The sequence below is a fragment of the Mesorhizobium sp. C395A genome (genome assembly GCF_030323205.1).
In the GTDB taxonomy this organism is placed as follows: Bacteria; Pseudomonadota; Alphaproteobacteria; order Rhizobiales; family Rhizobiaceae; genus Mesorhizobium.
On sequence record NZ_CP100473.1, the window covers coordinates 1,353,042 to 1,364,860 of the forward strand.

General features: G+C 63.0%; 11 protein-coding genes and 1 pseudogene. 2 read left to right on the forward strand and 10 right to left on the reverse strand.

The genetic code is table 11. From position 1 onward, the window contains the following. Positions 1–26: 26 nt before the first annotated feature. Complete coding sequence (locus NLY37_RS06705) at positions 27–887, reverse strand: toll/interleukin-1 receptor domain-containing protein (protein WP_023739412.1); 861 nt, start codon at positions 885–887, stop codon at positions 27–29. Positions 888–1,623: 736 nt separating this feature from the next. Next, positions 1,624–2,202 carry a hypothetical protein gene (locus NLY37_RS06710; protein WP_245260457.1) on the reverse strand — a complete coding sequence of 193 codons (579 nt, stop codon included), beginning with the start codon at positions 2,200–2,202 and terminating at the stop codon, positions 1,624–1,626. 57 nt (positions 2,203–2,259) lie between these two features. Between NLY37_RS06710 and NLY37_RS06715 the strand changes: the two genes are divergently transcribed. After that, positions 2,260–3,081 (forward strand): M15 family metallopeptidase, encoded by an 822-nt coding sequence (locus NLY37_RS06715; RefSeq protein WP_156933981.1) that lies wholly within the window; start codon positions 2,260–2,262, stop codon positions 3,079–3,081. Here NLY37_RS06715 and NLY37_RS06720 read toward each other — a convergent pair whose 3' ends face one another. The 5 genes from NLY37_RS06720 to NLY37_RS06740 form a co-directional block, all read right to left on the reverse strand. Beyond that, entirely contained in the window at positions 3,082–3,852 is a 771-nt protein-coding gene (locus tag NLY37_RS06720) for an SDR family oxidoreductase (protein ID WP_023743160.1), read from the reverse strand. Between the two features lie 12 nt (positions 3,853–3,864). Beyond that, entirely contained in the window at positions 3,865–4,860 is a 996-nt protein-coding gene (locus NLY37_RS06725; protein WP_023743159.1) for an ABC transporter permease, read from the reverse strand. A 161-nt stretch (positions 4,861–5,021) separates the two neighbouring features. Then, entirely contained in the window at positions 5,022–6,062 is a 1,041-nt protein-coding gene (locus tag NLY37_RS06730) for a sugar ABC transporter substrate-binding protein (RefSeq protein WP_023743158.1), read from the reverse strand. Between the two features lie 41 nt (positions 6,063–6,103). Further along, positions 6,104–6,868: an ATP-binding cassette domain-containing protein gene (locus NLY37_RS06735; protein ID WP_023669142.1), complete on the reverse strand. Its 765-nt coding sequence runs from the start codon at positions 6,866–6,868 to the stop codon at positions 6,104–6,106. After that, complete coding sequence (locus tag NLY37_RS06740; RefSeq protein ID WP_023743157.1) at positions 6,865–8,031, reverse strand: ROK family transcriptional regulator; 1,167 nt, start codon at positions 8,029–8,031, stop codon at positions 6,865–6,867. The genes NLY37_RS06735 and NLY37_RS06740 overlap by 4 nt, the downstream gene beginning before the upstream one ends. Before the next feature lie 211 nt (positions 8,032–8,242). Between NLY37_RS06740 and NLY37_RS06745 the strand changes: the two genes are divergently transcribed. Further along, entirely contained in the window at positions 8,243–9,424 is a 1,182-nt protein-coding gene (locus tag NLY37_RS06745) for a M24 family metallopeptidase (protein ID WP_023743156.1), read from the forward strand. 47 nt (positions 9,425–9,471) lie between these two features. Here the strand turns inward: NLY37_RS06745 and NLY37_RS06750 are convergent. The 3 genes and pseudogenes from NLY37_RS06750 to NLY37_RS06760 form a co-directional block, all read right to left on the reverse strand. Then, positions 9,472–9,729 (reverse strand): annotated as a pseudogene (locus tag NLY37_RS06750) (ABC transporter permease); the annotation flags it as partial. A gap of 93 nt (positions 9,730–9,822) precedes the next feature. Continuing rightward, on the reverse strand, positions 9,823–11,106 hold the full coding sequence (locus NLY37_RS06755) for a M23 family metallopeptidase (RefSeq protein WP_023743155.1): 1,284 nt from the start codon (positions 11,104–11,106) through the stop codon (positions 9,823–9,825). 164 nt (positions 11,107–11,270) lie between these two features. After that, positions 11,271–11,738: a peroxiredoxin gene (locus NLY37_RS06760; RefSeq protein ID WP_023706427.1), complete on the reverse strand. Its 468-nt coding sequence runs from the start codon at positions 11,736–11,738 to the stop codon at positions 11,271–11,273. Positions 11,739–11,819 lie beyond the last annotated feature (81 nt).

Below are 11,819 nucleotides of genomic sequence, written 5' to 3' on the forward strand. Positions count from 1 at the left end.
ATCGGTGCTTGCCCGGAGTTACGGTCTCATATCCGGTTGTACGCGTTGTCGGCATTCTGCTTCCTGGCCTTGTCGCGTTCGAAAGGGGTGACGCAGACCAAGTCGCTCTCGAACGCTTCACGCCAGACGTAGCCGTCGCGGCAGGTGCTGTCGCCGTAAGGTCCGCCGGTCGGCGAACGGTTGTTGCGGGCATTTGCATTCTGGGCCTGCACCTCGCCGTAGTCGGCAGGACTCACGCACACGCTGTCGCCGAAGATCGCCGATCGCCAGACGAATCCTTCCTTGCATCCTTTGGCCTCGATCGCTGCGGGCTCGATAGGCGACGGCAAAGGGGAGGGCCTCGGCCACAACGCCACCGTTGTCCCGCCGATGCCGAGCGCGATCATCGCGGCCAGCCCGTACAGCAGCCAGAGCCTCGGCCGCCGCGCCGCTGGCTTCGCTATCGCCGACGCAATCGCCGCCATATCGTCGTTGAAGCGCTCGTGGCGGACCTCCATGGCTTGACGCTTGGCCAGGTCCTGCAGATCGGGTGGCAAGGCGCTTTTCTTTGGCATGCTGGCGCCGTTGACGAGCACGGGGATGACGCGCACCCCAGCCTGGAGTGCCGTACGGATCTCCTTGCGCACGAAGTCGTCGGGGGACTCCAGCCGAACCTGGCCCTGCTCATCGGTAAGCGCGGCCCACTGCGGCCCCACGATCGCCAGCATGATTTTGCAACTGGCCAAACTGCGGGCAAGCGCCACCTCAAAGTCATCGCCGGGGTTGAGCTTGTCGACGTCCATGAAGATGGACGCATCAGGAAGCGCGCGGTTCAGATTATCGTAGACGCGGCCCGCCACGCCGGAATCGGTCTGCCGCCGGTAGTTGATGAATACGTCGCCAAGCAAGGCCTGCCTCTTCCCACATGAACGAGAAGGCCTCAAAGTAGCATGAGCGGTGACCTCGCAGCTAGTCTGGCGACAGACTGGCCATTACTGCGGATGCAGTCCGTTTCACGTCTCGCCAGAGGACACATGCACCGGCCCTTCGCGTCGCACGGTGGACTAAGTACAAGAGGCCATTACGGCGCGTCGCCAAAGCGGAATATACACAAATGTCTTCCGTCTGGATGGCAGCTGCAGAGCAAGTTCGGCCCACGCCCGCAACGCCAGGCGAACAATGCCTTTACCGGATTAACTTGGCGTATCCGGAAAAGCAGGTTCCTCCGGAAGGGCAGGGTGTTCTGGAAGGGTGGGTTCACCTGCACGGGTAGGTTCATCAGGAAGCTTAATATCTTGAGCGTCTATGCAATGTCGCTCTCTCAAAACCGGGGAACCGCTTTTGAGCGCCACGCATTGGGTGAGCACAGAAAGACGATCGGCTCCGCCACTTCTTCCTGTTTCGGCTCGCCGATGCGGGCAAGCGTGTACTTGTCGACGTTGTTCGCATACGGCTTCGATATCGGCGTAGGTGCCGTGTCACCGTGCCGCGATAAGGGTTCACAGCGGTCGAGTTGACGATAGCGTTCTCAGCGAAGATGTCGGCGGTTCGAGCCCGTCATCGCCCACCATATCTGGCCGACCATATCTCGAATGCCGGGCGCGGCCGCAACGAGCCGCACCCGCCGTTCTTCCCCGGCGCCACCTATCGTTTGACGTAGCAGTTCTTCTTCACGCGGCGGATGGGATCCTCGCCAAAGGCGTCGACGCTGCATGTGACGCCGTTCCTGAATACGCCCTGGACGTACTGGCCACGCGCCCCGTATCTCACCAGTTTGCGGCCACGGAACTCGCAGAACCGCCCCTCCGAGGCGCAGGCCACCCATCTGCCGCCGCCCTGGCCGTAGTCGTCATCACCGTAATTGTCATCGTCGTTGTTGTCGCCATAGTCGTCACCGCCGCCGCGCCTCACGATGTAGCAAGCCTTGTCGCGGCCAGGCGCCGGGTCCCCAAAGACGCGATTCGTACACGGCACGGCACGACGATCGATGAAGCGCGAAGTGGTCTGCCCGCGCGCGCCGTAGACCACTTCCGAGGGGTAGGGCAGGCGGCAGATTTCGCCTTCGTCGGCGCATCGCTGCATCCGCTGGGCGGATGCGGTGGCTGGAAAAAGAATAGAGACGGACGAGGCCAGGCCGACCAGGCAGATGAATGTAAACGTCATCCGGATCAAAGCATTGAAGGTTTTTGACACGATTTGTCTCCCGTTCGATTCGACCAGCATGGTACAGCAGCCTTGTTAAATACACGATGAACGAAAGCCCTCCGGGAAGGCAGGACAATGATGGATCATCCAGGGCGCCTGATGCTGCGGTTGCTGTTCGCATTGGCAATCGTCGGCACTGGACGCTTCGCCTATGCAGGGAATGCGGGCGACGGCGTCGACCAGCCGGCGGCCAAGGCCGCCTTGCTCAAGGCCTATCCCGGACTTTTCACCATTTCGGGCAATGTACTGACCTGGACCGACGGCACCACGATGGTGTGGGACGACGGCAAGGCGCGCGACGCCGACGCGCTGCTGGAGAGCCCTGACATCGAAGACATGTTTCGCTACGTCTATCCCGGAGCAGCGGAGGGCGCGCTGGTCCCGGCCGAGGATTTCGATCCCGGCCGCATCCGCAACGAACCTTTCTTCGAGAAGCTCTACGGGGCAAGTGCCGCCGAGGTGGGCAAGCACATCGCCAACCTCAAATGGTTGCCGAAGCTCGGCAAGAAGACCGTGCAGGTCACCAGGATTTTCGGCATCAACGACCGGCTGGGCAAGGTCTCCGCTGCGCTTGAGGCGATGCCCGCGGAGCTGAGCCGTTACGGGCTCAAGTCCGGCGGCGGCTTTGTCTGGCGGCCCATCGCCGGCACGAACCGGTTGAGCGTCCACTCCTTCGGGGCGGCCTTCGACATCAATGTCGGCTTCTCCGACTACTGGTACAACAACAGGAACAAAACCAACCCCAAGGCCCCCATTCCGTTCAAGAACCGGATCCCGCTGGAAGTCGTGGAGTTGTTCGAGAAAAACGGCTTCATCTGGGGCGGGCGCTGGTATCACTACGACACCATGCATTTCGAGTACCGGCCTGAATTGCTGCTTTACAACAAATCCGGCTGATCACGGCGGCAGCAGCCGGAAATCCTTGCCTTCGGGCAGCAACTGGCCGCCGTCGACGATGATGGTGGTGCCGGTGATGTAGCTGGCATCGTCCGAGGCGAGGAACAGGAAGGCATTGGCGACATCGCGCGGACTGCCGAGGCGTCCCAACGGGATCGAATCCTCCATGTTCTTGATATAAGCGGCGCCCCGATGCAGCTCGATCGCTTCGGTCAGGATGTTGCCGGGCTCGACGCCGTTGACGGTGATGCCGTAGCCGGAAAACTCCAGCGCCGCCGAGCGGATGAAGCCGTTGATGCCGGCCTTGCTGGCGGCGTAGTGGCCATGGCCGGGGCTGGTGACATGCGGACCGGTGATCGATGAGGTGTAGAGCATGCGCCCGTAGCCTTGCGCCTTCATCGGCGCCAGCGCCGCCAGCGTGGCATTGAAGGTGCCGCGCAGATTGACCGCCATCACCCGGTCCCAGTCGCCCGGGCTGGTGTTCTCGATGAGCTGCCAGGGATAGATGCCGGCATTCTGCACGATGATGTCGAGACGACTGTGGCGGCTCAATGCCAGGGCTACCGCGGCCTCAGCATCGGCCATTTGCGAGATGTCGGTGCGGATGAAGGCAGCGCCGAGCTCTTCCGCGGCCGCTTGACCGGCCTCGGCTTCGCTGTCTGCCAGGACCAGCCGCGCGCCTTCCTCGGCAAAGCGCTGGGCGATGCCCTTGCCGATGCCGCGCGCGCTTCCGACGATCAGCGCGACTTTGCTTTCGAGCCGTCCTGTCATGCCAGCCGTCTCCTATGCCAGTCTTTGGCGAATGGTTTGCTTGAAGGCGTCGAGCAGCACGGCGGCGAGCACAAGCAGGCCGTGGATCACCTGGGTGAAATTGGCCGGCAGGCCCATCAGGTTGATCGCCGTGTTGATGGAGGAGAGCAAAAGCACGCCGGCATAGACGCCGGGCAAGGTGCCGACACCGCCTTTCAGGCTGACGCCGCCGATGACGACGGCGGCAAAGGCGTTGAACAACAGCCCGGTCCCGAGATTGGCGGTGGCGCCCGAGGTGCGGATGGCGAGCAGCCAGCCGGCGAGGCCGGCAATGGCGCCGGCAAGCACGAAGGCGATGATCAAATTGCGATTGACGCGGATGCCGGCGCGGAAGGTCGCGGTCTCGTTGCCGCCGATCATCACGAGGTGGCGGCCGAACGGCGTCTTGGCCATGATCAGCGAGAACAGGACGAAACAGGCGACAGCGATCCAGGCGGTCAGCGGCAGGCCCGCCAGCCGCTGGATGCCGAACCAGCGGATGGCCGGCGCCAGATCCTGTGCCGAGCGGCCGCCGGAAATCACCAGAACCAGGCCGCGCACCCAGATGTAGGACGCCAGCGTGATGATGAAGGCGCTCATCTTCACCTTGACCACGAGATAGCCGTTGAAGACGCCGATGAGGCCGCCGACGGCGAGCGCAACCAGCAGCGAAACCGGAACCATCAGCCATTGCGGATTGAGCTGTATGCCCATGCCGATGCCCGATGAGCAGAACAGGATGCCGACCGCCATGGCGCTGAGTGCGGCCACCGATTCCACCGACAGGTCCATATGGCCGGCAATGATGACCAGCGACAGGCCGATCGACATCACGCCGAGAACGCTCGAGGCCTCGATGATGTTGGCGAAGATGCCGAGCTGGAAGTAGTTCGGGACGAAGATGGAAAAGACAACCAGCACAAAGATCAGCATGAACCAGACGAGGTTGTCGAGGACGAACTCCAGGGCTTTGCGGGTGCGCGGGTTCATGGGCTGATCCGGTTGGCGCTCCCGAGAAAAATCAGGCTGAGAAATCAACTCGATTTCGTCGGGTTCAGGCGCGGGTTTAGGTTCGCCACGGTGTCCTGGGACGCGGCGTCGTGAATGGGCAGGCTCCGGGCCGCAATGGCCCGGAGCGCTTCGCTAGGCTACTATTCGACAGACTTGATCGTGTCCGTCGGCGGCTTCTGGTTGCCCCAGAAGGCCGGATTGTCGACGTTTTCCTTGGTAATGGCGGCGCCCGGGATCTTGATGTTGGGGCCCCAGCTCTCCTTGGTTACTGTCGACTTCAAGCCGAGCACGTCATACTCGCCAGGCTTGATTTCCTGCTTGCCGGCGATCTTGTCCATGAACATCGCCACGGCCGCGGCCTGCGCGTAGAGCGGTTGCTCGACTTCGACATTGAGCCAGCCCTTGCGGATCAGGTCGAGACCGACCGGAGCGCCGTTCGAGCTCATCAGCATGACGTCGCCCGGCTTCCTGCCGGCGGCCTCGAGCGAGGCGACGGCTGCGACCGACAGGTGCGCGGCATGGCTGAAGATCAGGTCGATGTCGGGGTTGGCGAGCATCTGGTCGGCAACGATCGTGCCGGCGTTGCTGGCTTCCCATTGCATGGCCGGCAGCGAGATGATCTTGACGTCAGGAAACGCCTTCAACTTCTCCTCGAAACCCTTCTGGATGTCGAGCGTGTAGGGATCGCCGGGATCGCCGAGCACCTGCAGGATCTTGCCCTTCACCGAACCGTTCTTGGCGGTCAGAAGCTTTTGCGCCTGCTCGGCGGCGACGTAGCCGATCTCGACCGTGCCCGCCACCGAGGTGAAATCGGACGGGGTCGAGGTGATCTGGCGGTCGAACTCGACCACCGGGATGCCGGCTGCACGCGCCGCTTCGATGGACGGCTTCAGCGCGTTGAAATCGACGGCGGCCAGGATGATCGCCGCCGGCTTCAGCGCAATGACGTCGTTCATCTGCGATTGCTGCGCGTCAGTCTTGTTATCGGCGTTGAGTGTTTTCACCTCATAGCCGACCTGCTTGAGGAACAGCTCCAGCGCGCTCACCGAGCCGGTCTGGAATTCATCGAGCAGGGTCGGGACCATATAATAGACGGTGCCCTTGGTCTGGGACATTGCCGGCGTGAGCGAGGCAAGAGCCAGTGCCAGGATACCGAAGACAAGAACCAGTATTCGCTTCATGTCGTTCGCTCCTCTTTTATACCGGACCCCTCTTTTGTCCCTCAACCTGCCGGTCCGGCACCGGCAAGCGTCTCACCGGTGATCATGTTGATCACCGCATCGGGACTTGTTTTGTTGCGTGCGACATCGCCGGCCACGACGCCTTGCCGGATCACCACGATCCGGTCGGCAACCTGGAAGGCCTGTTGCATGATGTGGGTGATGATCACGACGCCGATGCCCTGGTTGGCCACCTGGCGGATCATCTCGAGGCCGCGCCTGGTCTGCTCGACGCCGAGTGCCGCGAACGGCTCGTCCAGCAGCACCAGCTTGCCGCCCCAATGGACGAAGCGGTTGAGCTCGATGGCCTGGCGCTGGCCGCCCGAGAGATGCTCGACATTGGTGCGCAGCGACGGAATGCGGGTGCCGGCACTGGCCAGCGCCTTGCCGACGACGGCCTCCATGGCGCGCTCGTCGAGGATGGGGACACCGAGAACCTTGCGGGTGATTTCGCGGCCCATGAAGAAATTGGCGACGACGTCGACATTGGTGCAGAGCGACAGGTCCTGGTAGACGGTCTCGATCCCGGCAGCCTTGGCCTCGGCCGGCGTCTTCGCCAGAAACTCCTTGCCCTCGAACAGCATGCGGCCGGAACTCGGTTCGAGGCCGCCGGCGATGATCTTGACCAGCGTCGACTTGCCGGCGCCATTGTCACCGAGCAGCGCCACGACTTCGCCCTTGCCGATCGAGAAGCTGATGCCCCTCAGCGCGTGGATGGCGCCGTAATTCTTGGTGACGTTTTCGAGTACCAGCAGCGGTTCGGTCATGCCGCCACTCCCTTGCTGTGCATGAGGTCTGACCGGCGCTCGCGCTCGGCAATGAACATCTGGCCGAAGCGCGGCGACAGCACGCCCGAAACGGCCAATGCGGCAGCGCCGCGCAGCACCGAATGCTTGCCGCCGGTCGCCACCGTCACGCGCGGTGTCTTGCGGTCGCGCCGCGCCGAGACCGAATTGGGGAACTGTCCGGCCGCGCTGACCAGCTTTTCCAGCAGGTCTGTGGGCGCAAGCCCGCCGAGGATCACGGTTTCGGGGTCGAATATATTCTCGATTGTGACGATGGCGTTGCGGAAGATCGGCGCGATCTCGGCCACCCAGGCGGCATCGCTGATGTTGCGGCGGCGACGTGCTTCCAGCGAGAGATACCGTTCGAGGCAGCCGCTGTTGCCGCATGGGCAAGGCTCGCCACCGGGAACGGCAGGGATGTGTCCGATTTCGCCGGCATTGCCCCAGGCGCCGCGCATCACCGCGCCGTCATGCACGATGACGCCGCCGAGGCCGACGCCGAAATAGAGGTAGTAGTATTCGGAATAACCGGAGCCGAGACCGTAAAGCCGTTCGCCCATGGCCGCCGCCGCCATGTCGGTTTCGAAGAAGGCCGGCAGCCCGGTCGACGCCGCCAGCCGTTCCGGCAGCGCGACATCCTTCCAGCCGGCCATGGTCGTCGGGCCGACGAAGCTCATCGACTCCACGCCGAACGGTCCAGGCAGCGCCATGCCGATGCCGAGCACGCGTCCGCCGGGCCGCAGCGCGGTCAACTCGGGCACCATCGCGCCGATCAGCTCGAAGGCATGGTCGGGCGTCGCATGCGGCGCCTCGCGATGCATGCTCTCGATGACATCGCCGCTGAGATTGATGAGCGCCGCGTCGATCCCCAGCGGGGTGAGGTGGACGCCGACGGCATAGCCGCCCTCGGGGTTGATCCTGAGCGTCGCCGGCGGCAACCCGCGTCCGCGCGGCTCTTCGCGCAGCGACAGCACATAACCATGCTCTTCAAGTTCGCGAACGATGGTCGATACGGTCTGGACGGTGAGGCCGACCCGGCCGGCAATGTCGCCGCGAGCGATGGGACCGTGAAGACGGATGGACTCCAGCACGATGCGCCGGTTGTAAGGCCGCCCGAACTCCTGATTGGTCCCCCGCAGTGTCATGTCCCGCGCCCCATAGGAAGACCAAGACTTGCACAGGCAATTTATTCAGTCAAATGGAATTCAAAAATAATTCGTGACGGTTCCCGGGCGCGCTGCAGGACCTGTCCCATTCGTCGCGCTGGCCGATTGCAGCCGGGCTGAAACCACCGCAATGGTGAATGACGTCAGGCGGGCGCGGGGCTCGCCGGCCAACAATCCAGCAGGAAAACCGATGATCGAATTGCCTTTTGCGCGCGATGAGTACCAGCGGCGGCTCAAGAAGATCCGCGCCGAGATGGCGGCGCGTGGGCTGGAACTGCTGGTAGTCAACGATGTCGCCAACCAGCATTACATCACCGGCTATGACGGCTGGTCGTTCTACACGCCGCAGGTCGTGCTGGTCCCGATCGAAAACGAGGCCGAGCCGGTCTGGATCGGCCGCGCCATGGATGCGGCAGGCGGCTTGCTGACGGCCTGGATGAAGCCGGAGAATGTGGTCGGCTTCCCCGAGGACCACGTGCAGCGCGCCGATCGCCATCCGATGGACTGGATAGCGGCCTGGATCGTCGCCAAGGGCTGGGGCGCGAGACATATCGGCATCGAGCTCGAAGCCTATTATTTCTCGCCGAAGGCGCATGCCCGGCTGGTCGCCGGCCTGCCCAATGCGAAATGGCACGACGCCGATCTCCTGGTGAACTGGATCCGCGCCGTGAAATCCGCTCCAGAAATTGCCTACCTGCGCAAGGCGTCGACCTTGGCTGAAGCAGCTGTTGCGCGGGCCTTCGAAGTCATTGCGCCAGGTGTGCGCGAGTGCGATGCGATTGCCGCGATCCAGGCGACGCAGATCGCCGGCAGCGCGGACTTCGCCGGCGACATCACGGCACTGCCGCCGACCATCCTCGGCGGCGAGAATGCATCGGCTCCGCACATCATGTGGAGCGACCGGCGGTTTGGAGAGGACGAGACGATTGCGCTCGAACTTGCCGGTGTCTGCCGCCGCTATGCCGCCGGCCTCGCCCGAACGATGCAGCTCGGCAAGACGCCGGCCCGTGTCGCCGACACCGCAAAGGCGGTGATCGAAGGCATGGATGCGGTGCTCGACGCGGTCAGGCCGGGGACCACAGCCGAAGCGGTCGAGGCCGCATGGCGCAAGGTTATCCAGCGCTACGGGCTGAAGAAGGAATCGCGCATCGGCTACTCCATTGGCGTCGCCTATCCCCCGGATTGGGGCGAGCACACGATCAGCCTGCGGCCCGGCGACAAGACCGCGCTGCAACCCGGCAATGTCGTGCACTCCATTCTTGGCATGTGGATGGATGGCTGGGGCATCGAGATCAGCGAGACCATTCTGGTGACCGAGACCGGCCATGAGACGCTGACCAAATTCCCGCGAGACATCCATGTCAAATCCTGACCGGTCAGCCACGACGGACGCCACCGCGACCCGCCTGACGCATCTGCTCAATATTGGATCGTCCGGCGCTCGATCAGCACCACAAGACAAAACAGGACGATCGACAGGCCCGATGACAGCACGATCGCCGCGTAGAGGCGGTCCGACTGGTAGTTGAAGGACGCCTGGACGATCAGCGCGCCAAGTCCTTGGTCGGAGCCGATCCATTCGCCGACAATGGCGCCGATCACGGCGGTGGCCGAGGCAATCCTCAGCGATGAGAACAGCATCGGCAAAGCGCGCGGCAGCCGCAGGCTCCAGAACGTGACGCCGGAGCACGCGATGTCGGATTGCCAAACAACAGGATGGTACAACAGGTGAAGGAGGCGGGGGCGTGCAACCAGCCGCCTGGCCTGACCCTACAGATACTGCTCGACCTTCTTGCCGACGGTCAGGAAGCGCAGCGGGTCGATGGCCTCGCCATTGTGGCGGACTTCGTAGTGCAGGTGCGGGCCGGTCGAACGGCCGCTGCTGCCGGTTTTGCCAATGATGTCGCCGGCTGCGAGTTTTTGGCCGACGGCAACGTCGATCTCGCTCAGATGGCCGTAGCGCGTGGCAAAGCCGTTGCCGTGATCGACCTCGACCATGCGGCCATAGCCGCCGTTCCAGCCGGCCTTGGTAACGATTCCGGCCGCCGTGACCTTGGCTGCCATGCCGACCGGCGCGCGGAAATCCATGCCCGAGTGCAGGGCAGCGGTGCCGAGGATGGGGTCAGTGCGCACGCCGAACGGGCTGGTGACGGAGTGGCCCGGCGCCGGGTTGGCGAGCGGCAGCCGCCGCGCCTCTTTCTTCAACTGGTCGAGCGTATCCAGCGCCTCGTCCAGTTCCTTGAACTTGCTGTCGAACATCATCGAGCTGTCAAGCGGGATCAGCGGTCCGCCGACATCGCTTTCGTTTTTGCCGAAATCACTGTCGACCGGCAGACCGGCCGCTTCCAGCGCCTGGGTGATGGCATCGGCGTTCTTGTAGGCGTTGTCGGCCAGGGTTTCGATGCGGGTGAGTTGCTGGCTCTCGATAGCCTTCAGTGAATCATTGATCGAGACGAACAATTTGTCGGCGCGGTCCGCAGCCGTTTCGCTGGGCAGCGGATCGGAACGTGTCGACCACAGCGAGAATGGCCTGGTGTCGCCCGAACCAAGGCTGGCGACCGAATAGGCGAGTGGCTCGCCGCCAGTCAGTTCGGCATGTTCGTCGGGTTTTGTTGTCGCTGCGGCATCAGCGGTTGGCAGCGTCCCGACTTCGTTTTCGGCCCGCTCGAGAATCGGGCCGAGGCGGCCATGGCGCTGGCTGAGCTGGCTCTGCCGCTCGATCAATTCGCTGACCTTGGTTTCCATCAGTTTTTGGTCGAGAAGCTGGCGGCTGGTGATGCGGTCGACCTGCGCGCGCAATGCGGAAATGCGATCTTCATAGGCCTGCTGCATGCGCGCCTGCCGGGCCGTGGTGGCGCCGATCAGATCGTCGCGCAGTACGAGATAGGAGGTCGCCAAGAGATAGCCGATGGCGATCGCCGCCAGTGCCGAGCCGAAAAAGGCGACGAGCCACGGCCGGATGGTGAAATGCCGTATTTCATTGCCCCGCGCAATGATGACCGTATGCGGCTCCTTGCGCCTGCCGAAGACCGCTGACTGACCGGTTAGGTTCACGGGACCAAGCTTTCGTTACGACACCAACGAAGCCCGATTACACATTATTAGGGTTAACAAAGTTTTGCCGTCGCGGGCGCGCTTGTGACCAACGGTGTCAGCCAACCGCATATATGTCTTATGCCCCTAATGCACTGCGCGGCGTTGGCCAGATCGGTGGCGCCTCAGAGCGCGCGGACCGCCTCCAGCACTGCTTCGGCATGGCCTTTCACCCGGACCTTGCGCCAGATCCCGGCGATCCGCCCGTCCTTGCCGATCAGGAACGTCGCCCGCTCGACGCCCATATAGTTGCGGCCATACATCGTCTTTTCGACCCACAGATTGTAAGCCTCGATCACCTTGCGCTCCTCGTCGGCAACCAGGTCGACGGTGAGATCGTATTTGGTTTTGAACTTGTCGTGCTTCTTCACGCTGTCCGGCGACAGGCCGATCACCACGGCGCCGGCCTTTTCGAACTCCGGCTTCAGCTGCGAAAAGCTGATCGCCTCATTGGTACAACTTGTGGTGTCGTCCTGCGGATAGAAATAAAGTACAACGGGCTTCCCCCGCATCGAGGCAAGGCTGATCGAGCCGCCGCCGTCGCGCGGAAGATCGAATTGCGGCGCAACGTCGCCAACGTCGAGATCAGCCATATCAATGCCCTTGTTTGAGGTTACGCGGCCCTAAATCAAAGAGATAGAGCATGATGCCTGGACAAACGGAAACCGTTTGTC

Bases quoted from the DNA above. Each gene is read 5' to 3' on its own strand.
- NLY37_RS06710 (WP_245260457.1), bottom strand. From the start codon at position 2,202: ATGCTGGTCGAATCGAACGGGAGACAAATCGTGTCAAAAACCTTCAAT.
- NLY37_RS06715 (WP_156933981.1), top strand. From the start codon at position 2,260: ATGATGGATCATCCAGGGCGCCTGATGCTGCGGTTGCTGTTCGCATTG.
- NLY37_RS06720 (WP_023743160.1), bottom strand. From the start codon at position 3,852: ATGACAGGACGGCTCGAAAGCAAAGTCGCGCTGATCGTCGGAAGCGCG.
- NLY37_RS06725 (WP_023743159.1), bottom strand. From the start codon at position 4,860: ATGAACCCGCGCACCCGCAAAGCCCTGGAGTTCGTCCTCGACAACCTC.
- NLY37_RS06730 (WP_023743158.1), bottom strand. From the start codon at position 6,062: ATGAAGCGAATACTGGTTCTTGTCTTCGGTATCCTGGCACTGGCTCTT.
- NLY37_RS06735 (WP_023669142.1), bottom strand. From the start codon at position 6,868: ATGACCGAACCGCTGCTGGTACTCGAAAACGTCACCAAGAATTACGGC.
- NLY37_RS06740 (WP_023743157.1), bottom strand. From the start codon at position 8,031: ATGACACTGCGGGGGACCAATCAGGAGTTCGGGCGGCCTTACAACCGG.
- NLY37_RS06745 (WP_023743156.1), top strand. From the start codon at position 8,243: ATGATCGAATTGCCTTTTGCGCGCGATGAGTACCAGCGGCGGCTCAAG.
- NLY37_RS06760 (WP_023706427.1), bottom strand. From the start codon at position 11,738: ATGGCTGATCTCGACGTTGGCGACGTTGCGCCGCAATTCGATCTTCCG.